Annotated in this window: 23 protein-coding genes; 9 read left to right on the forward strand and 14 right to left on the reverse strand. The window is 65.5% G+C overall.

All coding sequences use genetic code 11. The features are described 5' to 3' along the window. The first annotated feature begins 87 nt into the window (after positions 1–87). On the forward strand, positions 88–1539 hold the full coding sequence (locus I6F20_RS13195; protein WP_225126481.1) for a glutamate synthase subunit beta: 1452 nt from the start codon (positions 88–90) through the stop codon (positions 1537–1539). Between the two features lie 183 nt (positions 1540–1722). Here the strand turns inward: I6F20_RS13195 and I6F20_RS13200 are convergent, their stop codons facing one another. After that, positions 1723–3465, reverse strand: coding sequence for an outer membrane beta-barrel protein (locus I6F20_RS13200; RefSeq protein WP_225126482.1), 1743 nt, complete (start codon positions 3463–3465; stop codon positions 1723–1725). A 191-nt stretch (positions 3466–3656) separates the two neighbouring features. Here I6F20_RS13200 and I6F20_RS13205 point away from each other — a divergent pair, with 191 nt between their 5' ends. Then, positions 3657–4664, forward strand: coding sequence for a KpsF/GutQ family sugar-phosphate isomerase (locus I6F20_RS13205; protein ID WP_225126483.1), 1008 nt, complete (start codon positions 3657–3659; stop codon positions 4662–4664). 157 nt (positions 4665–4821) lie between these two features. Here the strand turns inward: I6F20_RS13205 and I6F20_RS13210 are convergent, their stop codons facing one another. Beyond that, on the reverse strand, positions 4822–5379 hold the full coding sequence (locus I6F20_RS13210; protein ID WP_225126484.1) for a carboxymuconolactone decarboxylase family protein: 558 nt from the start codon (positions 5377–5379) through the stop codon (positions 4822–4824). Between the two features lie 71 nt (positions 5380–5450). Here I6F20_RS13210 and I6F20_RS13215 point away from each other — a divergent pair, with 71 nt between their 5' ends. Next, the gene (locus I6F20_RS13215) at positions 5451–5777 is read left to right on the forward strand and encodes a winged helix-turn-helix transcriptional regulator (protein WP_035997791.1); all 327 of its coding nucleotides are present in this window, start codon (positions 5451–5453) and stop codon (positions 5775–5777) included. 181 nt (positions 5778–5958) lie between these two features. Here I6F20_RS13215 and I6F20_RS13220 read toward each other — a convergent pair whose 3' ends face one another. From I6F20_RS13220 to hemH, 4 genes are all read right to left on the reverse strand, one after another. Then, positions 5959–6402 carry an NfeD family protein gene (locus I6F20_RS13220; RefSeq protein WP_036021378.1) on the reverse strand — a complete coding sequence of 148 codons (444 nt, stop codon included), beginning with the start codon at positions 6400–6402 and terminating at the stop codon, positions 5959–5961. 25 nt (positions 6403–6427) lie between these two features. Further along, complete coding sequence (locus I6F20_RS13225; protein WP_057028214.1) at positions 6428–7417, reverse strand: SPFH domain-containing protein; 990 nt, start codon at positions 7415–7417, stop codon at positions 6428–6430. A 343-nt stretch (positions 7418–7760) separates the two neighbouring features. Continuing rightward, positions 7761–8738: an ABC transporter substrate-binding protein gene (locus tag I6F20_RS13230; RefSeq protein WP_225126485.1), complete on the reverse strand. Its 978-nt coding sequence runs from the start codon at positions 8736–8738 to the stop codon at positions 7761–7763. 10 nt (positions 8739–8748) lie between these two features. Next, positions 8749–9786, reverse strand: coding sequence for a ferrochelatase (hemH, locus tag I6F20_RS13235; RefSeq protein WP_225126486.1), 1038 nt, complete (start codon positions 9784–9786; stop codon positions 8749–8751). Between the two features lie 83 nt (positions 9787–9869). On the opposite strand from hemH, the gene I6F20_RS13240 reads away from it, so the two are divergent. Beyond that, complete coding sequence (locus I6F20_RS13240) at positions 9870–10268, forward strand: MAPEG family protein (RefSeq protein WP_035997738.1); 399 nt, start codon at positions 9870–9872, stop codon at positions 10266–10268. Positions 10269–10274: 6 nt separating this feature from the next. Here the strand turns inward: I6F20_RS13240 and I6F20_RS13245 are convergent, their stop codons facing one another. Genes I6F20_RS13245 through I6F20_RS13260 form a run of 4 tightly spaced genes read right to left on the reverse strand, consistent with a single transcriptional unit; the run spans position 10275 to position 14552 of the window. Continuing rightward, on the reverse strand, positions 10275–10712 hold the full coding sequence (locus I6F20_RS13245; RefSeq protein ID WP_035997736.1) for an acyl-CoA thioesterase: 438 nt from the start codon (positions 10710–10712) through the stop codon (positions 10275–10277). 8 nt (positions 10713–10720) lie between these two features. Continuing rightward, the gene (locus I6F20_RS13250) at positions 10721–11836 is read right to left on the reverse strand and encodes a nickel/cobalt transporter (RefSeq protein ID WP_225126487.1); all 1116 of its coding nucleotides are present in this window, start codon (positions 11834–11836) and stop codon (positions 10721–10723) included. Then, entirely contained in the window at positions 11833–12471 is a 639-nt protein-coding gene (locus tag I6F20_RS13255) for a DUF1007 family protein (protein WP_035997730.1), read from the reverse strand. The genes I6F20_RS13250 and I6F20_RS13255 overlap by 4 nt, the downstream gene beginning before the upstream one ends. Then, on the reverse strand, positions 12471–14552 hold the full coding sequence (locus I6F20_RS13260) for a M3 family metallopeptidase (RefSeq protein ID WP_225126488.1): 2082 nt from the start codon (positions 14550–14552) through the stop codon (positions 12471–12473). The genes I6F20_RS13255 and I6F20_RS13260 overlap by 1 nt, the downstream gene beginning before the upstream one ends. Positions 14553–14688: 136 nt before the next feature. Between I6F20_RS13260 and I6F20_RS13265 the strand changes: the two genes are divergently transcribed. From I6F20_RS13265 to I6F20_RS13285, 5 genes are all read left to right on the forward strand, one after another. Beyond that, positions 14689–14943 carry a hypothetical protein gene (locus I6F20_RS13265; protein ID WP_035997726.1) on the forward strand — a complete coding sequence of 85 codons (255 nt, stop codon included), beginning with the start codon at positions 14689–14691 and terminating at the stop codon, positions 14941–14943. Positions 14944–15616: 673 nt separating this feature from the next. Next, complete coding sequence (locus tag I6F20_RS13270) at positions 15617–16759, forward strand: type III PLP-dependent enzyme (protein WP_035997723.1); 1143 nt, start codon at positions 15617–15619, stop codon at positions 16757–16759. Between the two features lie 134 nt (positions 16760–16893). Beyond that, positions 16894–17481 carry a GNAT family N-acetyltransferase gene (locus I6F20_RS13275; protein ID WP_035997718.1) on the forward strand — a complete coding sequence of 196 codons (588 nt, stop codon included), beginning with the start codon at positions 16894–16896 and terminating at the stop codon, positions 17479–17481. A gap of 146 nt (positions 17482–17627) precedes the next feature. Beyond that, the gene (locus I6F20_RS13280; protein WP_225126668.1) at positions 17628–18017 is read left to right on the forward strand and encodes a RidA family protein; all 390 of its coding nucleotides are present in this window, start codon (positions 17628–17630) and stop codon (positions 18015–18017) included. Between the two features lie 59 nt (positions 18018–18076). Continuing rightward, positions 18077–19519, forward strand: coding sequence for a homospermidine synthase (locus tag I6F20_RS13285; protein ID WP_035997714.1), 1443 nt, complete (start codon positions 18077–18079; stop codon positions 19517–19519). 129 nt (positions 19520–19648) lie between these two features. Here the strand turns inward: I6F20_RS13285 and I6F20_RS13290 are convergent, their stop codons facing one another. From I6F20_RS13290 to I6F20_RS13305, 4 genes are all read right to left on the reverse strand, one after another. Next, complete coding sequence (locus I6F20_RS13290; protein ID WP_035997762.1) at positions 19649–19987, reverse strand: hypothetical protein; 339 nt, start codon at positions 19985–19987, stop codon at positions 19649–19651. Between the two features lie 101 nt (positions 19988–20088). Continuing rightward, positions 20089–20805 carry an MgtC/SapB family protein gene (locus tag I6F20_RS13295; protein ID WP_225126489.1) on the reverse strand — a complete coding sequence of 239 codons (717 nt, stop codon included), beginning with the start codon at positions 20803–20805 and terminating at the stop codon, positions 20089–20091. Positions 20806–20835: 30 nt separating this feature from the next. Then, positions 20836–21855: a WD40 repeat domain-containing protein gene (locus tag I6F20_RS13300; RefSeq protein ID WP_225126490.1), complete on the reverse strand. Its 1020-nt coding sequence runs from the start codon at positions 21853–21855 to the stop codon at positions 20836–20838. Continuing rightward, a complete protein-coding gene (locus I6F20_RS13305) occupies positions 21855–22904 on the reverse strand; it encodes a CobW family GTP-binding protein (protein WP_225126492.1) in 1050 nt (349 codons plus the stop codon). The genes I6F20_RS13300 and I6F20_RS13305 overlap by 1 nt, the downstream gene beginning before the upstream one ends. Between the last annotated feature and the right edge of the window lie 32 nt (positions 22905–22936).

The following is a 22936-nucleotide window of genomic DNA, read 5'->3' on the forward strand; positions in this document are numbered from 1 at the left end:
AAGACTGGATTGCTTCGTCGCTTCGCTCCTCGCAATGACGGTGAGGAAACAACAAGACGAATTTAAGCGGCAGGGACTTCGGGTTTAATGGGCAAGATCACGGGTTTTCTGGAAATCGAACGGCACGACCGCAAGTACACCCCGGTCGCCGAGCGCGTGAAGCATTACAAGGAATTCGTCGTTCCGCTCTCCGAGAAGGAGGTGCGCGACCAGGCCGCGCGCTGCATGAATTGCGGCATTCCCTATTGCCACGGCACCGGCTCGGTCGCGCCGGGCACGCCGGGCTGTCCGGTCAACAACCAGATTCCCGACTGGAACGACCTCGTCTACCAGGGCAATTGGGAAGAAGCCTCGCGCAACCTGCATTCGACCAACAATTTCCCGGAGTTCACGGGGCGCATTTGCCCGGCGCCGTGCGAGGCGTCCTGCACGCTCAACATCGACGACAACCCCGTCACCATCAAGACCATCGAATGCGCGATCGTCGATCGCGCCTGGGACAATGGCTGGCTCCAGCCGGAAGTCGCGACTGTGAAGACCGGCAAGAAAGTCGCGGTGATCGGCTCGGGTCCGGCCGGCATGGCCTGTGCGCAGCAGCTCGCGCGCGCCGGCCACGACGTCCACCTCTACGAGAAGTACGCCAAGGCCGGCGGCCTGCTGCGCTACGGCATCCCCGACTTCAAGATGGAGAAGGGCGTCATCGACCGCCGCGTGGCGCAGATGGAAGCCGAAGGCGTCACCTTCCACTACAACAGCCATGTCGGCGCGGACGGCAATGTCGATCCGCGCGAGATGCTCAACGAGTACGACGCCGTGGCGCTGACCGGCGGTGCGGAAGCCCCGCGCGACCTGCCGATCCCCGGCCGCGAGCTCGCCGGCATCCACTACGCCATGGACTTCCTCCCGCAGCAGAACCGCCGCGTTTCCGAGGAGCCGCTCGGCGGCGTCCAGGAGATCCTGGCCGGCGGCAAGCATGTCGTCGTCATCGGCGGCGGCGACACCGGAAGCGACTGCATCGGTACCTCGCTGCGCCAGGGCGCGCTCTCGGTGACCCAGCTCGAGATCATGCCCGCTCCCCCTGAGCGCGAGAACAAGGCGCTGACCTGGCCGAACTGGCCGCTGAAGATGCGGACCTCGTCGAGCCAGGCCGAAGGCGCCGTGCGCGAATACGCCGTGCTGACCCAGAAATTTTCCGGCGAGAACGGCCAGGTCAAGAAGCTGCACTGCGTCCGCGTCGACGACAAGTTCAAGCCGATTGCCGGCACCGAGTTCGAGCTCGATGCCGAGCTGGTCCTGCTCGCGATGGGCTTCGTCCACCCCGTGCACGAGGGCCTGCTCAAGCTGCTCGCGGTCGAGCTCGACCCGCGCGGCAACGTCAAGGCCAACACGCTGGACTACCAGACCTCGCGCCCCAACGTGTTCACCGCCGGCGACATGCGGCGTGGGCAATCGCTCGTCGTGTGGGCGATCCGCGAGGGCCGGCTGTGCGCGCGGTCGATCGATACGTTCCTTATGGGGAAGACGGATTTGCCGCGCTGAGATGTCATTCCGGGGCGCGCGAAGCGCGAGCTATGGTGCGCAATTGCGCACCTGAGAATCCATTCATCACCAACCCAGACGCCCGATGGATTCCGGGCTCGCGCCAAGTGGCGCGCCCCGGAATGACAATTGGAGAGAGCCGCGCCTTTCGGCTTCGTCTCGTGCGACGCGCTAACAAGCGCCTCAATTCTGCAGCCTCACCCCGAGCAGCACCACCGTGCCCTGCGAGCTCGAGCCCGGCTGGCTCGAATTCAGGATGTCGTGGCGCAGCGTGCCCTTGACCCAGATGTTGCGGTTGAGCTTGTAGATCAAATTGCTTTCGAACGAGTAGGTCTTGTCGTTGCGGTTCTGGCCCTGGTAGTCGAGCGTGCCGTAGGTGAACTTGCCGACCGCGGTGAGCCAGCGGCGGAAGTCGTGGTCGACTTGGGCGGAGTAAGTGCGCACCAGGACGCCGGATGAGCCGGGGACCGTGGTCTCCGATATCTGCGTGTCGGTGAAGAACTTCACCGTGGTGAGGCCGCTGGCGCTCCAGATCAGCGAGCCCGTGGTCAGAAACCCTGCGAGCTGGCTGAGGCGCGGATCGGTGTAGCTGCGCGCGGAATAGCCGACCGAGATCTCGCCGGTGAGGATGCGCGAGAACTCGAAGGACGAGCCGACCTTGGCATAGCCGCCGTTGGAATCGCGGAAATAGCCGTTGCGGTCGGAAGCCTGGTCGTGGACGCGGGTATCGCCCTGGATCTCGACGAAGGGTTTTAGGCCGGGCTTGAGGTCGTAGGAGAAGCGGCCGACGCCGCCATATTGGTTGAAGTTGCGGTCGTCGTTGCTGAAGGTCGAGCCGTCGGTGAGCTTGGAATCGGTGTAGGCGGTGCGATCGATGGTGGCGCCGGCCGCGACCTGGAAGCGGTTGAAGGTCTGGTCGAAGCCGAGCGTCGTGCCATAGGCGGCGTAGACCGGATATCTCTGCAGGCCGGCCTGCACGTTGGGGCTGCCGGGATTGTCGGTGGCGAGCCGCAGGCGCAGCTGCGAGGTCAGCTTGAAATCGCGGGTGACGTCGAGCCGGCCATCGACATGGCCGTTGAAATCGGGACGATTGGCCTCGACCGGCGACGGCGAGGCCAAGCCGTTGATCGTCGCCGGCATGTCGTTGGTGTAGCCCGAGAACGAACCGCGCAGATCGGCAACCAGCGCGTGGCGCTCCCAATCGGACACCACGAGCAGATCGGGCGCGATGACATAGGCGGGCGAACCGACCGGCCTGTTGAGGCGCGTCGGATTGCTGTCGTAGCCGGCGGAGAGCTCGAGCCCGCCCTTGATCAGGAAGCTGCCGGCGTAATCGCCGACCGCGCCGAACGGATCGTCATCGGCCCTGAGGCGGCGGCGCAGCGGCTGGCCGGGCACGTTGCCCGCCATCGCCGCCGGTACCGGGACCTTGTGCGCGGTCTCGGAGGGCGGTGGCGCGATGCGCGGCGGGCCCAGCGTCGTGGCCGGCGTTGCGGGCGGCGGTGGCGAGCCGGGACCTGTGGCGCGCTTCGGCTTCGGCTGGCCCGGATAGAGCTTGGGCTGCTGCCGCTTGCGGTTGAGCGAATCGTAGCCGGAGCCGCTCGCGCCGGTGGCGGCCGGCAGGCCGTAGGTCGGGACCTGACCGACACGCGAGCTCGCCGGCGCCTGCTGGCGCTGGCGCGGGTCGGCGTTGGGATCAGGCAGTTTCGGCAGTGCGTCGGAGGGCGCCTGCGACACGCCGGCGGTGCGGCGGGTCGGCAGCGTGTCAGGCGAAGCAAAGGCGCCGCGGTTGGGATTGAACAGGTCGGGCGTGAGGCCCTGGGCCGCCGCCGGGCCGCTTTCAAGGGCTGTCAGCACGAGGCACGGCAAAGCGGCGCGCAGGAAATGCGCGACCTTGCTCCGGCCCCTGCCTGGAGACGACCCCACGATGGAATTACCCCAACGAAATCAAACACTTTCTCGATCACCCCCGCCGGCTGGCGAGAACCATCGTTAATGGAGTTAAAACAATTATGGTTAATGACCGGTTGAGGGCATCCGGGCGCGCGTCGCCTCGCTGATCGGGGCGTGCTAAGCAGGCGCCAATGGGCGAACGCCCCTCCTCCCTGGACCCGACCATGCCGAGCTCGAAACCGCTGATGACCCAATCATCCGGCTCCATTCCCGATAGCGTCGAATCTGCGCTCCGCACCCTGGAGACGGAGAGCGGCGGCATCAATGCTCTCGCCGCCGCGCTGCGCGGCCCGCTGGGCGAGCCGTTCGCCAAGGCGGTCGAGCTGATCCGCAACGCCAAAGGCCGCGTCATCGTCACCGGGCTCGGCAAATCAGGCCATATGGGCCGCAAGATCGCCGCGACCCTGGCCTCGACCGGCACGCCTTCCTTCTTCGTGCACGCCGCCGAAGCCGGTCATGGCGACCTCGGCATGATCACGCCCGACGACGTCATCATGGCGCTGTCCTGGTCCGGCGAGCAGCCGGAGATGAAGAACCTCGTGAACTATTCGGCGCGCTTTGCGATCCCCATGATCGCGGTGACCTCGAGCGCGTCGTCCTCGCTCGGCCAGGCCGCCGACCTCGTGATCGAGCTGCCCAAGGCGCGCGAGGCCTGCCCGCACAATCTGGCGCCGACCACCTCGACGCTGATGCAGGCCGCGATCGGCGACGCGCTCGCGATCGCGCTGCTGGAGGGACGCGGCTTCACCGCGCTGGAGTTCGCGCATTTCCACCCCGGCGGCAAGCTGGGCGCGATGCTGAAATTCGTCCGCGACTACATGCGCACGGGCGCTGAGATTCCGCTCAAGCCGCTCGGCACCGAGATGTCGGAAGCCGTGGTCGAGATGTCGGCGAAGGGGCTCGGCTGCGTCTGCATCGTCAACGATGCGGGCGAGGCCGTCGGCATCATCACCGACGGCGATCTGCGCCGCCACATGCGGCCCGATCTGCTGACGGTGACCGTCGACGAGATCATGACGAAGCAGCCCAAGACCGTGCCGCCTTCGATGCTCGCGACCGAGATGATCGAGGTGCTGAACACCCGCAAGATCACCTCGCTGCTGGTGACGGAAGCGGGCAAGGTGGTCGGGATCGTGCATCTGCACGATCTGCTGCGCGCGGGCGTGGCGTAGGGCGCGCAGCCCGCTTCACCCGTCATTCCGGGGCGCGCCACTTGGCGCGAACCCGGAATCCATTCACCCCGAGGTCGCTGCCCGATGGATTCCGGGCTCGCGCTTCGCGCGCCCCGGAATGACGGTAAGGATGAGACGCTCCTCGCAATGACGGCCGCTAGAGCGGCGCCGGAAACCGCGCCGCGTTCTCCTCCAGCGGCAAGCGCAGCCCGTTCGCCAAATACGACACCGTGCGATAGAAGCCGCACAGCAGCATGATTTCCAGGATCTGCGCCTCGTCGTGATGCGCGGAGAGCGCGGCGAATTCATCGTCGCTCAACGTCGCGCGATGATGCAGCGCGTCGACGGCTGCGATCAGCGCCTGCTCGGCCGGCGACCAAAGGGCCGAATTCGCATCACCCAGCACCGTCGCACGCACCTCCTCCGCGGTGAGCTTCGCCGGCCCGGCGAAGATCGCGACATGCACGCCCCATTCATATTCGCATCCGTTCAGCGCGCAGGTGCGGTCGATGACGATCTCACGCTGCCGCAGCGAGAGCGGCCCCGGATCAAGCAGCCCGCCCGCGCGAAACTTGTCCCAGGCGCGGTCATGGCCCGCCACCACCCGGAACAGCACCAGCGGCGGCGCACCCCGCATGATGCGGTCGAACTGCGCCTGGATGTCCAGGGGATAAGGCGGCGAGAGCGCGGCGATGCGCGGTGAGGCCTGGGACATGAGCGATTTCCGTTGCTACATTTACCGTAGCACTATGCTACATTATCCGTAGCATGACGCAAGAGGTGACCATGGCGAAACGGGCGACAACAGCAGAACGCCGCGTCCGCGGCTCGCGCACCGGACGGCCGATCATGGCTTTGCTCGACCTGCTCGGCCGGCGCTGGGCCTTGCGGATCTTGTGGGAGTTGCGCGGAGAGCCCCTCACCTCGCGCGCCCTGCGCAGCGCCTGCGACGAGGCCTCGCCCACGGTGCTGCAGGCCCGGCTGACCGAGCTGCGCGAGGCCGGCTTCGTGGAGCTGGGCGACGGCGGAGGTTACGGACTGACACCGCTGGGCCGGGAATTGTGCGAGACCTTCATGCCGCTGCACAGGTTTGCGGAGCGATGGAGAAGGTGAGCATCACTCGTTGCCACGCGCTGGTGTTCCTTCTCCCCTTGTGGGAGAAGGTGGCGCGAAGCGCCGGATGAGGGGTCTCTCTCCACGAACTCAGCTTAGCTATCGCGGAGAGACACCCCTCACCCGTCTCGCCGCTTTGCGGCGATCCACCCTCTCCCGCAAGGGGAGAGGGGAAAAGTCCTCACGCCGCGGCGACCGTCAGGTTCGCGCCGTCGACCTGTACCACCTTCACCCGCGTGCCGGCCGGCGTATCGGGCCCAGCCACGCGCCATACCGTGTCGCCGATGCGCACGGTGCCGGTGCCGTCGATGATCGGCTTCTCCAGCGTGAACTCACGGCCGAGCAGGGCTTCGGTACGCTTGTTGAGGAATGGACTGGCGCTGGCGTCCGGCTTCGGCTTGGCCAGGCGGCGCCAGACCGGCACGGCAGCGGCGGCAAAGATCGCGAACATCACGAGCTGGATCTGCCAGGAGATTGCAGCCGCGAACGAGATCAGGCCGACCAGCAGCGCAGCGAGCCCAAGCCAGAACAGGAAGATGCCGGGCGCCAGCACCTCCAGGGCCATCAGGATGAAGCCGAGGATCAGCCAGTTCCAGTTGCCGAGCGATACGAACATGTCGGTCATGACAAGACCTCTGTGAATAGTCCCGTTACTGCTGCGGCACGAACGGCGGTGTCGGGCCCGACGACGGTACCGAGCCGCCGCGGCGGGCCGCCGCCACCGCGCTCTCCCCGAACGTGGCCTTCGCAATTTCGCCGATGCCGGCGAGCGAGCCCAGCATGCTCATCGCTTCGACCGGAAGCATGATGACCTTCTGGTTCGGCGAGTCGGCCAGTTGCCCGAATGCCTTGATATACTTGTCGGCGATAAAATAGTTTAGCGCAGCGACATCGCCCTTGGCGATGGCCTCGCTGACCATTTGCGTGGCCTTGGCCTCGGCTTCCGCCGACCGCTCGCGCGCCTCGGCATCGCGGAAGGCGGCCTCGCGGCGGCCTTCCGCCTGGAGGATCTGGCCCTGCTTGGCGCCCTCGGCGCGCAGGATCTCGGACTGGCGTTGGCCTTCGGCCGCGAGAATGTCGGCGCGCTTGACCCGCTCGGCCTTCATCTGCCGCCCCATGGCTTCGACCAGGTCGGCGGGCGGCACGATGTCCTTGATCTCGATGCGGTTGACCTTGACGCCCCAGGGCGAGACCGCGGCGTCGACCACGCGGAGCAGGCGCTCGTTGATTTCGTCGCGGTGCGACAGCACCTGGTCGAGGTCCATCGAGCCCATCACCGAGCGGATGTTGGTCATGGTCAGCACCGTGATCCCCTGGTTCAGGTTGGCGACCTCGTAGCTCGCCTTGGCGGCATCGAACACCTGATAGAAGGCGACGCCGTCCACCGTCACCGTGGCGTTGTCCTTGGTGATCACCTCCTGCTCGGGAATGTCGATCACCTGCTCCATCATGTTGATCTTGCGCCCGACGCGATCGAAATAGGGCACGATCAAATTGAGCCCGGGGCTCAGCGTCTGGGTGTATTTGCCGAACCGCTCGATGGTCCAGTCATAGCCCTGCGGCACCGTCTTCACGCCGGCGACCAGCGTGACGATGACGAGCAAAACCAGAACAATCGCGAAAATGTCGAAGCCGCTCATATCTCCTCCAAGCCGGGACAAGACGTCAGGAAAAAGCCCTTTCCGGCGCTGTCATTGGTCGGGATCACGATCCTACCGGTTCAGCGGTCGCAATTCACGTCGGTATCGGGGCAATTCCACACAAGACACACAGCAAGAGAACGGTCGCGATATGTATTTGCGACAGGCTCTTGAAAGCGCGCGGGCGCAGGCCTAAAGCGCGATGCGATCAGGATGAATCGTCATCGCACTTTAGGTTATTGTTTGAGCATGATCTTTTCGGAAAACCGCTTCACACTTTTCCGGATCATGCTCTAGCAGCGGAAATTAGCGAATTCGGGCGAGGCGTCCGTCACGGACGGGTTCATTCGATCACGTCATTCGCAATTGCAAGCAGGCCCGGGGAAAGCGTGACGCCGAGCGCTCTCGCCGCCTTCAGGTTGATCACCAGCTCGAACTTGGTGGGATTCTGCACCGGCAGGTCGGCCGGCCGTGCGCCCTTCAGGATCCGATCGATATAGTCCGCGGCGCGGCGAAGCTGCTCGACGCTGTCGGTGCTGTAGGACATCAGCCCACCCTCATCGACGAACGTCCGGCTCCAGAATACCGCGGGTACACGCGCCTGTGCGATCGCCGAGAGCAGTTGCGCGCGGTTGGCCATGGTGAAGAAGTCCGGCAGGACCAGGATGGCGCCGTCTTGCCTGGAAGCCAGCGCCCCGATCGAGACGGCGTCATGGACGGGCGCGGGCTCGACCGTCAGGCGCAGCGTCCGTGCGGCGTCCTCGATGGCGCGCAACATCAGTGGCGCGAACGGCGCGGTGGCGGGATTGAAGACGACCGCAGCGCGGGACACCTTCGGCGTGACCTGCGTCAGCATCTCCAGCCATTTGCCGGCGAGCGGACCGTCGTAATCGGTAAAGCCGGTGAGGTTGCCGCCGGGATGCGCGAGGTTTTCGACAAAACCCTGGCTGACGGGATCGGTGACGACGGCGAACACGATCGGGATCGTCGTGGTGCGCCGGCGCAGCTCTTCGACCGAGGGTGTGCCGACCGCAAGCAGGATGTCGGGCTTGAGCGCGATCAGCTCGTCGGCGAACTGCGCGATGCGGGCGCGCTCGCCGCCGCCGTTGCGCCAATCGATCTTGAGATTGTCGCGCTCCTTCCAGCCTTGGCCGGCGAGCGCTTCGACCAGGGCCATGCTGCGCGTCTGGCCGATCGCATCATCAGCAGCCGTGACCGAGAGCACGCCGAGCCGCCGTGTCGCGTTCGGCTGCTGCGCCAGGGCCGGGGCCGGCAGCGCCGCGAGCATCCCAAGAAGCGCCAGGCACCGGCGGCGGTTCATGGGATGCCCATCAGATCCAGCCCTGGAGCTCGCGCAGCACCAGGGTGCGGATCACGTTCATGCCCGGTCCGCTGTCGTTGAGGCAGGGGATCGCGGAAAACTGCTCGCCGCCATTGTGCTTGAAGATCTCCGCGTTCTCCTGCGCGATCTCCTCCAGCGTCTCCAGGCAGTCGGCGGAAAAGCCCGGCGTCACCACTGCGATGCGGCGCACGCCCTCTTTGGCAAGCCGCTCCATGGTCTTGTCGGTATAGGGCTGCAGCCACTCGTCGTTGCCGAAGCGCGACTGGAAGGTCAGCAGCAGCTTGGTCTCGTCCATGCCGAGCCGGCGGCGCAGCGCCTCGGTCGTCGCGATGCAGTGCTGCTGATAGGGATCGCCCTTGTCGACATAGGCTTTCGGCATGCCGTGGAAGGATGCCACGATCAGCTCCGGCTTGAAGGACAGCGTCGCCAGATGGCCCTCGATCGAGGCGGCGAGCGCCTCGATATAGGCTTTGTCGTCATAGTAGGGCGGCGTCACCCGCAGAGTCGGCTGGTTCCGCAGCTGCGCGAGCACGCGGAAGACTTCGTCGCAGACGGTCGCCGAGGTCGAGGCCGAATATTGCGGATAGAGCGGCACGGCCAGGATACGCTCGCAGCCCTTCGCGATCAGCGCGTCGATGCCCGACTTGATCGACGGATTGCCGTAGCGCATCGCCCAATCGACAACGACGTTGTCGCGGTCCGACAAGGCGGCCGCGAGCTTGTCGCTTTGCGAGCGCGTAATGGTTTTCAGCGGCGACTCGTTCCGCTCATTGTTCCAGATCTTCTGGTAGTCGAGCGCCTTGGTGCGCGGACGGCTGCGCAGAATGATCCCGTTCAGCACCAGTTTCCAGATCAGGCCCTGGTCCTCGATGACGCGGGCGTCGCTGAGGAACTCCTTGAGGTAGACCCGCACGCCCGGAGCATCGGCCGTATCGGGCGTTCCGAGATTGATCAGGAGCACGCCGACGCGCGGTAGGGCGGATCGGGTGGCCGGTTTCGCGGTCTCGAGGGGGAGGACGCTGTTCATGACTGGTTGGGTCGCGCGTTGGTCCGAACTTGTCAAGATGAGCCGGGGTTCGCTAGGGTCGCACCCAAGCGGGGGGAGGCAGGATGACACTCGCGGAATGGTGCGTCTTCGGGGCGCTGCTGCTCTATCTGTCGACGATCGTCACGGTCAAATGGATCAGGTTTCGCCGCTTCGACAATTCCCGGCCGCGCGACCCCGCCTTCTATGAGGACGCCCTGTCGCAACGCGCGCTCGGCGCGCACCAGAACGGCATCGAGACGTTTCCGTTCTTTGCGTTCGCGGTGCTGCTCGCCGAATACAGGGAAGCGCCGCAGCGGCTGATCGACGAGCTCGCGGCGCTGTTCCTGATCGTGCGGATTGCCTATGTGCTGACGTATCTCGGCAACCGCCCGACGCTGCGCTCGATCCTCTGGAGCATCGGCTTTGCGATCAATCTCGGCATCTTCTTCATGCCGGCATTGAAGCGGTTTCTGCCGGTGTGAGCGGCTTCACGCCGAAAGATGGCGTTCTCGCGTCGCGATCAGTGCCCGCATTGATGCCGGGATCGTGACCGGACGATGGGTGTTCTGGTCCGTATAGACCCAGACGATCTCGCCGGTTACCAGAGCCTCAGTGCCGCCCTTCCGGAAGATGGCGAGCTCGAACAGGAGGCTCGAATTGCCGATCCGCGCCACGCGCGCGCCGACGTCGAGCTCCCAGTCGAACCTAACAGGCGCCTTGTACTCGATCAGCGATTTGACGACGTGGAAATCGATGCCGCTCGCCTTTGCATCCGCATATTGGTCGAAGCCGAGCGCGCGGAAATATTCGGTGATGGTGGTGTCGAAATAGGTCAAATAATGCGCGTTGAAGACGACGCCCTGGCCGTCGATCTCGGAATAGCGCACCCGGAACGGATGGAAGAACCAGAAGTGTTCGCGCGACATCTATCGCCTCAAAAACACGTGGTCCGTTCGGCGGCGATGTAGCCGAACAGGAGGCCGACGCCGAACAGCAGGACCAGACTCGCGGCGCCGAACTCGATGCCGCGCATAAACAGCGCGCCACCGCCGTCGCGTCCGGCGCTGAGGCGGGCGGCAATGTCCTTGGCGGAGACGGCGACGACAGCAATGGCCGCCACCGTGATCGCGGTGCCCAACCCCATCAGGAATGTCGCGGCGATCCCTGCCCAGAACAGGCCCTGCGCCAGCGCGAACACCAGGACCAGGATTGCGCCCGAGCAGGGGCGGATGCCGACGGTCAGGATCGCAGCGAAGCCGCGCCGCCAGCCGCCGGGGCCGGCGAGTTCGCTTGGCGTGGGTCCGTGGGAATGGCCGCAATGCTCGTCGTGGACGTGGTCGTGCCCGTGGTGATGGTGAGCGTGGCCGGGGCCATGGTGTTGATCATGGCCGTGATCGTGGTGATGATGATCATGCGCATCATGATGGTGGTGATCATGGTCGTGCGGCACGCCCGCCATCGCCGGCACCGGCTGGATGGCCTGAAATGCGCGGATGAAGGTGCGACCCTTGACCCAGACCAGGCGCAGGCCGAACAGCGCGATCAGGGCGTAGCTCGCAATCTCGATCGCGCCTTCCGCCTTGCACATCGTCTTGGCCGTCGCATTCAGCAGCCAGGCCGAGATGCCGACGATGAGGATCGCGACCAGCGACTGCATCAGGGCCGAGGCAAAGGACAGCGCGATGCCGCGCCGCGCCGTCTCGCGGTTGGCGACCAGATAGGAGGCGATCACCGCCTTGCCGTGGCCGGGACCGGCGGCGTGGAAGATGCCGTAGGCGAACGAGATGAACAGCAGCGTCCACACCGCCGAGCCATCGGACTTCGCGGCGCGGATCGTCGCCGACATCTGGCGATAGAATTCCGACTGCTTGGCGAGCAGCCAGCCGATGAGGCCGCTCGCTTCACGCTCGGCCGCCTGCGCTGGTCGCGGCGCACCGAACGGGTTTTGCGCGAGAAGATCATGAAGCGCGGCATCAGTCACGGCCACGACCAGCAGCACAGCGGCAGTGGCGAGCAGCCCGCGCGCAAGCGGAGAGAGTTGCGGCTTCAAGGGCAATCCACCGTGATCTTGTTGGCGAACATCATGCCGAAATTCGAGTTCTCACCGTTCAGGAAGGTCTGCTCGTTCAGCTTCTGCGCGCTCGCGGTGCCGTCGTTCGGCCGCTCCAGCTTCATCTGGCACCCCGCGGGCGCACCGACCAGCTTAACCGGACTGTCCTTGGCCATCTGGAAGTCGATGAAGAAGGAGCGGTCGAACACTTCGAGCACCAGCTGCCTGGGCTTGACCGGATTCTTCAGCGGCAAGGTGAAGTGCAGGGTCAGCACCGTGTCCTTGTAGTCGAGGAAATAGTCGACCGGCTCCTGGAACCGCTCCTTCTTCCCGTCGGCCTTGGCGAAGGTGAAGTAGGCGTATTCCTTCAAGGACTCGACGTTGGTCTGCGCCAGGGGCTTCAGCTCCTCGCTTGTGTATGCGCCCTTGGTCTTGCTCTCGAGCCCCTGCACCGCATAGGCCGAGAACATGTCGTCGAAGGTCCAGGCATGGCGCACGCCGGTGATGCTGCCGTCGGCGGCATAGAGCAATTCGCTGGTGGCGGTGATCCAGACATGCGGATGTGCATTCGCTGCCCCGGCCGCGAGCGACATCGCGGCGGCGAGCAGGCATCCGAACAGGGCGCGCATGTTCATCAGGCCGCCCTGGCGTCTTCGAGCAGGCCGCGGCGGCGGAGCAGCGCATCCGGCTCCGGCGGGCGGCCGCGGAACGCCTCGTAGGCGGCTTCCGGATCGACCGATCCGCCCGACGAATAGATGTCGTCGTGCAGGCGCTTGGCCACGGCGGGATCGAAGATGTCGCCGGCCTCCTCGAACGCGCCGAAGGCGTCGGCGTCCATCACCTCCGACCACATGTAGCTGTAATAGCCGGCAGCGTAGTGGTCGCCGGTGAAGATATGGCCGAACTGCGTGGGGCGATGACGCAGCGCGATCTCCTCGGGCATGCCGATCTTCTCCAGCTCGCGTCGCTCGAAGGCGCGGACATCCTGCGCGGCGGCGGCCGGCTGGGTGTGGAATTCCAGGTCGACCAGCGCCGAGGAGACGAACTCGACCGTGGCAAAGCCCTGGTTGAATTTTCGCGCGGCGAGGAAGCGTTGCAGCAGGTCGTCCGGCAGCGGCTCGCCGGTCTGGTAGTGGCGGGCGAACTTCTGCAGCACCTCGGGCCGCTCCTGCCAGTGCTCGTAGAGCTGTGACGGCAGCTCGACGAAGTCGGTGAACACGGAGGTGCCCGACAGCGAGGGATAGGTCACGTTGGAGAGCATGCCGTGCAGGCCGTGGCCGAACTCGTGGAACAGGGTGCGGGCATCGTCGGGCGACAGCAGCGACGGCTCGCCGCCGGCGCCCTTGGCGAAATTGCAGATGTTGAGAACCAGCGGCGCGACGTCGCCGTCGAGCTTCTGCTGGTCGCGCAGCGAGGTCATCCAGGCGCCGGAGCGCTTGGACGGCCGGGCGAAGTAGTCGCCATAGAACAGCGCCTTGTGCTTGCCGCCCCTGTCCTTCATCTCCCAGACCCGGACGTCCGGGTGCCAGACCGGAACGTCCTTGCGCTCCTCGAAGGTGACGCCGAACAGGCGCGTGGCGCAGTCGAAGGCGGCGGCGATCATGTTGTCGAGACCGAGATACGGCTTGATCGCGGAATCGTCGAAATTGGCACGCTGCAGACGCAGCTTCTCGGCGTAGAAGCGCCAGTCCCAGGGGGCGAGCTTGAAATTGCCGCCCTCCTCCGCGATCAGCGCCTGCATCTCGTCGCGGTCGGCAAGCGCGCGGGCGCGGGCCGGCTTCCAGACCCGCTCCAACAGGCCGCGCACCGCGTCCGGCGTCTTGGCCATGGAGTCCTCGAGCCGGTAGGCGGCGTAGGTCGGATAGCCCAGGAGCCCGGCGCTCTCCTCGCGCAGCTTCAGGATCTCGACAATGGTCGCATTGTTGTCATTGGCGTTGCCGTTGTCGCCGCGCGCGATGAAGGCCTTGTAGACCTTCTCGCGGAGGTCACGCCGGGCGGAGCTCTTCAGAAACGTTTCGACCGAGGAGCGCGACAGCGTGACGATGGCCTTGCCTGCCATGCCGCGCTCTTCCGCCGCAGCCTTGGCGCTGGCGACGAAGCTCTCGGGCAGGCCCTGGCGGTCGGACTCCCCGAGCTCCAGGAACCAGTCCTGCTCGTCGCCGAGCAGATGGTGGCTGAAGCTGGTGCCGAGCTGGGCCAGCCGCTCGTTGATCTCGGCCATCCGCGTCTTGGCCTCCTCGGAGAGGCCGGCGCCGGAGCGGTGGAAGCGGGTGTAGGTGCGCTCCAAGAGGCGGAGCTGCTCGGGCGTGAGACCGAGACCCGCGCGGTTCTCGTGCAGATGGGCGATGCGGCCGAACAGCACGGCGTTCATCATGATCGGATTCCAGTGCCGCGCCATCCGCAAGGAGACCTCCTTGTCGATCTCCAGGATGGCCGGGTTGGAATGCGCCGAGACGAGGTCGTAGAAGACCGCCGCGACCTTGCTCAGGAGCTTGCCCGAGCGCTCCAGCGCCGTGATGGTGTTGGCGAAGTCGGGCGCCGCGGGATCGTTGGTGATCGCCGCGATTTCGGCGGCGTGGTCGGCGAAGGCCTGCTCGAAGGCCGGCAGGAAATGCTCCGGCTTGATCTCGTCGAAGGGCGGGGTCGCGAACGGCGTCACCCAGGCCTTCAGCAGCGGATTGGTCTCGGCGTCCGTAGTTTGGCGGGTTTCTGACATCGCAAGTCCCGGATTTCGTGGCTCGATTGTTGCGGCCAGCTATAGCACGCGTGGGGCTTTTTTGGGCCGTTTGCCCTTGCCCCCGGCCGCCTTTTCGGGGAGATTGCGGCCCTCGAAGCCAGGATCCCCTGAAGCCATGAACGCGCCTTCCTCATCGTCCCGCCAGATCGTCTGGTCCAGCGTCATCACCGTCATCAGCGCCGCCATCCTGATCGGCGCGGAGGTGTTCGGCGCGGCGTTTGCCGGCGGCTGGGCGCTCGCGATCCTGTTCGGGCTCGGCGACCAAGGCGCCCATATCCTGCAGGCCGTGCTGTTCGCACTCGGCGTGCTCGTGATGACCGCCTTCATCCGCGGCGCTCAGCGCATCGAGCCCTTCACCAAGCGCGGCTGACGCGTCTCGCGCGTGGGCAGCACGCGCTGCGCGGCGAAAACTTAACGCGCGTTCATCTTCCGCGTCGCTCGCGCAACAGTGCGCAAGCAGATGTTAGGCAATCCTGTCCGCAGCCTAAAAAAATTCTTGCGAACCAGAGTCAAAACGCTTATGTGCGGACTTGCCCAATTTCGCACGTGCCTGTGGTCGTGTGTCAGTCGGTAGGTATCCGGACAAGAGGCCGGACAGCCGCCAAGGGGTGAAGAAGCCGAGGGGCTCTTCGGAAGTGCGGAAGTCGAGACTGAAACGTCGAGCGACCGAAGCAAACCCGGAGCGCCCAGCATCTCTCTCAAAGAGATGCCATGTCGAAGGTGACTTCGCTCTTTGCAACCGTGACTGGCAGCCGGAGGCGAACCGGCGCACCCCGCTCTCAACGGGGGACGCGACTTAAAGCAACGACGGATCGGGCTTTTTTGGTCTCTACCGGCAGTCCAACGCCGGCGCGGGCTACTGAAAAGGCTTGTCCTTCATTGCCAGGTGAGCGGGCGGGAAACTCTCCCAACCAATCCACGGCAGCACAGTCTGGTTTGAGTTTTTTGGCCCCAGCGCGCCTCCATCGCGCGATGCGGCCGAAGCACTCTCATCAGACGTCACGTTGATACGGCTCCCGTCGCTGGGACCGTTGGAGAGTGCCATGACCGAACGTATCCAGGAATTCCTGCGCAACCGCCGCAACGAAGGCCTCGACACCGAGCCGTGCCTCGTCGTCGACCTCGAGGTCGTGCGCGACAATTACCAGAGCTTCGCCAAGGCGCTGCCCGACAGCCGCGTGTTCTATGCCGTCAAGGCGAACCCGGCGCCGGAAGTGCTGGCCTTGCTGGCGTCCATGGGCTCCTGCTTCGACACCGCCACTGTCGCCGAGATCGAGATGGCGCTGGCTGCGGGTGCGACGCCCGACCGCATCTCCTTCGGCAACACGATCAAGAAGGAGCGCGACATCGCGCGCGCCTTCGCGCTCGGCATTCGCCTGTTCGCGGTCGATTGCGCCGCCGAGGTCGAGAAGATCGCCCGCGCCGCTCCCGGTGCGAAGGTGTTCTGCCGCATCCTCTATGACTGCGCCGGCGCCGAGTGGCCGCTGTCGCGCAAGTTCGGCTGCGACCCGGAGATGGCGGTCGAGGTGCTCGACCTCGCCAAGCGCCTGGGCCTGGAGCCGTGCGGCATCTCCTTCCATGTCGGCTCGCAACAGCGCAAGGTGAAGGCGTGGGACCGTGCACTGGCGATGGCCTCTCAGGTGTTCCGCGACTGCGCCGAGCGCGGCATCAACCTGTCCATGGTCAACATGGGCGGCGGCTTCCCGACCAAGTACCTGAAGGACGTGCCGCCGGTCGTCACCTACGGCCGCTCGATCTTCCGCGCGCTGCGCAAGCACTTCGGCAACCAGATTCCGGAGACCATCATCGAGCCAGGCCGCGGCATGGTGGGTAACGCCGGCATCATCGAATCCGAGGTCGTGCTCATCTCGAAGAAGAGCGATGAGGACGAGGTGCGCTGGGTGTACCTGGACATCGGCAAGTTCGGCGGTCTCGCCGAGACCATGGACGAGTCGATTCGCTACGCCATCCGCACCCGTCACGACGGCGCGGACATGACCCCGTGCGTGCTCGCAGGTCCGACCTGCGACAGCGCCGATGTGCTGTACGAGAAGACCCCGTATCCGCTTCCGGTGACGCTCGAGATCGGCGACAAGGTGCTGATCGAAGGCACCGGGGCTTATACGTCGACCTACTCGTCGGTGGCGTTCAACGGCATTCCGCCGCTGCGGACGTACCACATCTGATCCGCCTCTCTTTTCCAGAGGCCTGACGAACCCGGGAGCCGGTCCGCCGGCTCCTCATCCAACATCTCGATTTCTGACGACGTCTTGGACAGGCGTGCTGTGCGCACGCCGGTTCAAGCGGGGACTGACGTGCCATGACTGCTCCTCGGAAGCCGCAAGTTGCCCTCACCTCGAAAGCCGCTCCGTTCGTGATCCGTGCGGAACGTGCTGGAGACGTCGCGACGCGTGAAGCGCTGCTCGATGCTTGCTTTGGCGAGAACCGCCATGGCCGCACCTGCCAGCGCCTGCGCGACGGACGCGCGCCCGCTGCAGGCCTTGCCCTGTCGGCGATGCGCGAGGGCAAGCTCGTGGGAACCGTGCGGCTGTGGCATGTCAGCGCCGGAGGCAGGCCCGCTCTGGTCCTCGGACCGCTGGCGGTCGACCCTGCCTGCCGCGAGCTCGGGATCGGCGCCGCGCTGATGCAACAAGCGCTGGCTGCCGCCCGGGCGCGCGGGCATGGCGCCGTGATCCTGCTCGGCGATGCCCCCTATTACGCCCGCTTCGGCTTCACAGCCGAGAAGACCGCCGAGCTGTCGCTGCCCGGCCCGTTCGAGCGCAACCGCCTGCTGGCGATCGAGTTCACTGATGGCGCGCTCGATGGCGCCGCCGGGATGATCGTCCCGACCGGCGCGGCCCTGCCCAAACGGAGGTCGGTTCGCGCGCCTGAGGCGCACGCGGCCTGAGGGATCGCTGGCGTAGCGAAGACCGCAGCCGCATCGAGTGGCGACGCCCTGCCGCGCCTGCGCGAGGCCCGTTCCTTTGGGGTTGCGCAGGCGCCGGAAACGCCCTTTAACCCCGCGAAACACCCCTTCAGTCGAGGCCCATGACCATGTCCCGTCGCCTGATCTCCACCGGCTCCCCGCTCGAGAAGTCCGTCGGCTACAGCCGTGCCGTGATCGACGGCGAGTTCGCCTTCGTCGCGGGAACCACCGGCTATGACTACACCACGATGACGATGCCATCAGATGTCACGAGCCAGTCACGCAACTGCTTCAAGACCATCGCCGCCGCCCTGAAGGAGGGCGGATTCGAGATGGCCGATATCGTCCGTGCGACCTATTACGTGACCGACGCCAGCTATATCGATGCCCACTTCGCCGTCTGCGGCGAGGTCCTCGGCGACATCAGGCCGGCGGCGACCTTGCTGGTCGTCTCTGGTCTGGCGAGGCCCGAGATGAAGGTCGAGATCGAAGTCACCGCCAAGCGCCGCAGCATCTGACAAGCGCCGCAGCGCCTGATCCATCCCTCACTGCCAGCACGTTCCGGAGAACCCATCCCATGAGCCCTCCCTCGCAGATCTACGCGAAGATCACCGGCCCCATCGTCATGGTCGGCTTCGGCTCCATCGGCAAAGGCACGCTGCCCCTGATCGAGCGGCATCTCGACTACGACAAGTCGCGCATCACCGTGCTCGATCCCAAGGACGAGGGCCGCAAGGCGCTTTGCGAGAAGCACAATGTCCGCTTCATCCAGAAAGGGCTGACCAAGGACAATTACCGCGAGGTGCTGACCCCGCTGCTCACCGAGGGCGGCGGCCAGGGGTTCTGCGTCAATCTGTCGGTCGATACCGGCTCGACCGACATCATGGAGCTCTGCAACGAGCTCGGCGCGCTCTACATCGACACCGTCAACGAGCCCTGGCTTGGCTTCTATTTCGATTCCTCGAAGGGTCCGGAAGCGCGCTCCAATTACGCGCTGCGCGAAACGACGCTGGCCGCCAAGAAGGCGCGCCCCGCCGGCTCGACCACAGCCATCTCCTGCTGCGGCGCCAATCCCGGCATGGTCTCCTTCTTCGTCAAGCAGGCGCTGCTCAATGTCGCGGCCGATCTGAAGCTCAATGCGCCCAGGCCGAAGACCAAGGGCGAATGGGCGGATTTGATGCGGCAGGCCGGCATCAAGGGCATCCACATCGCCGAGCGCGACACCCAGCGTTCGAAGAAGCCGAAGGAGCCGGACGTCTTCGTCAACACCTGGTCGGTGGAAGGCTTCCTGTCGGAAGGCATGCAGCCATCCGAGCTCGGCTGGGGCACCCACGAGAAATGGATGCCCGAGAATGCGCACACCCATGAAGCCGGCTGCGGCGCTGCCATCTATCTGATGCAGCCCGGCGCCAACACGCGCGTGCGCACCTGGTGCCCGACCCGCGGCGCCCAGTATGGCTTCCTCGTCACCCACAACGAGTCGATCTCGATCGCCGATTACTTCACCGTGCGCGATGCGTCGGGCAAGGCGATTTACCGGCCGACCTGCCACTATGCCTACCATCCGGCCGACGATGCCGTGCTGTCGCTGCATGAAATGTTCGGCCGCGCCGGGAAGATGCAGGAGAAGCACCACATCCTCGACGAGAACGAGATCGTCGACGGCATCGACGAGCTCGGCGTGCTGCTGTTCGGCCATGACAAGAACGCCTATTGGTTCGGCTCGCAGCTCTCCATCGAAGAGACCCGCGAGCTCGCACCCTACCAGAACGCCACCGGCCTGCAGGTGACCTCCGCCGTGCTCGGCGGCATGGTCTGGGCGCTGGAGAACCCGAACGAAGGCATCGTCGAGGCCGACGAGATGGATTTCGAGCGCCTGCTCGAAATTCAGCTGCCCTATCTCGGCCCGGTGAAGGGTTTTTATACCGACTGGACGCCGCTGACGGATCGTCCGGGACTGTTCCCGGAGGACATCGACACCAGCGATCCCTGGCAGTTCCGGAATATTCTGGTGCGGTGAGGCGGGCTCTCTCCGCCCGTATTCCGGGGCGCGCCACTTGGCGCGAGCCCGGAATCCATCGGGCGGCAGACTCTGGCGCAATTGCGCACCGTAGTCCGCGCTTCGCGTGCCCCGGAATGACCGGAAAAACTACTTCTTCTCCATGGGCGGCGCGATCTTCTCGGCCGGGGCCGGCGGCAGCGCCGGTTTGGCCGCACCAGCCGCGCCCTGAGTCTGCGGCTCCGGCCGTGCGGGCTCGGGGGCCGGCGTCGTCGGCCGATCGCCGCCGGGCTTCGCCTCCGCGGGCACCTTGCTCTGTTCGTCGGACGGGGTGCCCTGGAGCGGGGGCGTCGCCTGCGCCAGCTGCATGCGGCTTTCGGCGCGGATTTGCGCCAGGGACATCACCGACACCGCAACGCCTGCTGCGAACAGCGCACCGGCGATTGTCAGGTTGAGCTTCAGTCTACGTTTGTCATCTCGGCCGGGCATGTCGATCACCGCCTTTGTTCGCGGAATCAACGAAACTGGGGCGCGCCGGTTCCGGAACCTGAAAACGCGCGGAACCCACCCGCACGCGCCAAAACGCCGCGCTACTCCGTCGTGCTGACTTCCCATGTTGCATGCCGGACGCCTGGCAGATGCTGCAGATCGGTCGCGACCGCGTTCAGCTCGTTCGGATCGACCGCGGTCGCGACCAGCCTGGCGGCGATCTCCAGAATGTCCTCGCCGATTTCGGCCACATCGATATCGGCCACCGCATATTTCGCCGCTTCGAGCTTGTCGACGAGGCGGTCGCGCATGTCGGGCAAAGCGTCGGCCGCAACCGCGAGCTTGAAATAGTAGGTCGCCTCCAGGGCCTTCTCGTTCAGCGGGATGCGGTTGATGGCGTTGACCAGCGGGCGCAGCATGGTGTTGCCGGCGATGACGAACACGGTCAGCGCGACCGCCTGCGCGACCATGTCGCCGCCGGCGCAGGAGCCCACCGCGGCCGAGGCCCACAGCGTCGCCGCGGTGTTGAGCCCGCGCACATCCATGCCCTGCTTCATGATGACGCCGGCTCCCAGGAAGCCGATGCCGGAGACGACATAGGCGATCACCCGGACCGCGCCGTCGGCGCCATCCAGCTGCATGGCGAGATCGACGAAGGCGGCAGCGCCCACCGCGACCAGCACGTTGGTGCGCAGCCCCGCGGTGCGCTGACGGTATTGCCGTTCGGCGCCGATCAGCGTGCCCAGCACGAAGGCCGTGATCAGGCTGACCAGGGTGTCGCCAAAGTCGGCAAGCTGGAAGGTCGTCAGAAATCGCATGGTTCCCTATACGGCGGGAACCATGACAGATTAAAGCTCGAGCAGACCGCCGTCCCCATTTTCGTCGGCAAAGGCCAGCAGCGTGCCTTTGGCGTTCCAGGCGATCGCGGCCACCGGCGGCGTGCCATTGCGGCGGACCAGGATCTCCGCGCCATCCTCCAGACGGACCATCAGCACGGTGCCATCGCTGTAACCGGCGGCGAGGATGTCGTTCTTGGGATGACAGGCGACCGCGGAGACGCGCGCCTGCAGCGGCGCGAGCATCGCGGGCTCCTTGCCCATCGGGCCGTCCTTGCTGCCGAACGGCCAGATGATCACCGTGTCGGCGCCCGACGTCGCCAGCCCCTTGCCGCCGGCGCTCCACGACATCGAGCGGACGCGGCCGGGATAGCCGGTCATGCGCATGTGCCTGTTGTCGGCGAGCCGCCAGCCGTGCAGCGCCGGCTCGTGCATGGCGGTGACCAGGAATTTGTTGTCGGGGCTGAAGGTGACCGCGTGATGCGAGCCGGCCCAGGGCAGGAATTCGGCCGATCCCGCCATGTTCGGAAACCACAGCGTCACGCCGTTGTAATGCGCGATTGCGAGCCGCAGGCCCTTCGGCGCGAAGGCAAGGCCGCCGACGGTCGAGGGCACGTCGATCGACTTCTCCTCGGCCTTGCCGCTCTTGACGGTCGCGGTCTTGCCGGCCGACCAGGCGAAGGCGCCGTCGGCGTGCAGCGCCACCGCGTCGATCCAGCGCCGCTTGGGATCGGTGGCGAGCAGCGTCACCTCGCCCTTGGCATCGAGCGAGACGACCTTGCCGTCGTCGCCGCCCATGACGAGGCGCTTGCCGTCGGAGGCGGTCGAGAGAATCCCGCCGCTATGCACGGCAACCGTGGTGATCTCGCAATTGGCATCGACGAATGCGACGTTCTCCTCGCCGCCGACGAAGGCGGCGCGATCCTTCAGGAAATGCACCGAGGTCACGGCCATGCCGAGCGCAATCGGCTGGACGCGGTCGGTGACGGAAACGATCGAAGCGGACTCGGGCGCTGGCGTAAACTCTTTCATCACGAGGCGATGCAGCTCTCGAAACCCTTGCGGATCGCCTCTTCGGGCAATTCGCGGCCGATGAAGACGAGGCGGCTCTCGCGCGGCTCGCCCTCCTTCCACTTCCGCTGGTGGTTGCCCTCCAGCATCATGTGGACGCCCTGGAAGACGTAGCGATCGTCGTCGTCGTGGAAGGCGAGGATGCCCTTGGAGCGCAGGATCTTGCCGCCCTCGACCTGCACCAGGTTCTGCAGCCAGGGCATGAACACGTTGGGATCTAGCGGCTTGTCGGTCTTGAGCGAGAGCGATTGCATCTCCTCGTCGTGATAGTGCTTCAGGCCGTGGCCGTGATCATGGTGATGGTGATCGTGGCCGTGATGGTGGTGATGATCATGATCGTGGTCATGATCGTCGGCCTCCAGGAAGTCAGGCTCGATGTCGAGGATGCGGTCGAGATCGAACGCTCCGCGGTCGAGCACGTCGGCCAGCGCCACCGCGCAGCGCTCGGTGCGATGCAGCTTCGCATAGGGATTGATGCCGCGGATGCGGGCCTCGACCTCGGCGAGCTCGCCCTTGTTGACGAGGTCGGTCTTGTTCAGAACGATGACGTCGGCAAAGGCGATCTGGTTCTTGGCCTCGGGTGCGTCCTTGAGCCGGTCGGACAGCCATTTGGCGTCGGCGACCGTCACGACCGCGTCGAGCCGGGCGTTCTTCTGCACGTCCTCGTCGACGAAGAAGGTCTGCGCGACGGGGGCGGGATCGGCAAGACCGGTGGTCTCGACGATGATGGCGTCGAACTTGCCCTTGCGCTTCATCAGGCCGTCCATGATGCGGACGAGGTCGCCTCGTACGGTGCAGCAGATGCAGCCGTTGTTCATCTCGAACACTTCCTCATCGGCGCCGATGATGAGGTCGTTGTCGATGCCGATCTCGCCGAATTCGTTGACGATGACGGCGTATTTCTTGCCGTGGTTCTCCGACAGGATACGGTTGAGCAGCGTGGTCTTGCCGGCGCCGAGATAGCCGGTCAGCACGGTCACGGGAATCTTCTGGGAGGTCGCGTCAGACATAACAACTCCGGACTTCAAGGCTTTTTCGCGCG

It is taken from the genome of Bradyrhizobium sp. IC3123, from assembly GCF_020193625.1.
GTDB classification, from domain to species: Bacteria; Pseudomonadota; Alphaproteobacteria; order Rhizobiales; family Xanthobacteraceae; genus Bradyrhizobium; species Bradyrhizobium yuanmingense.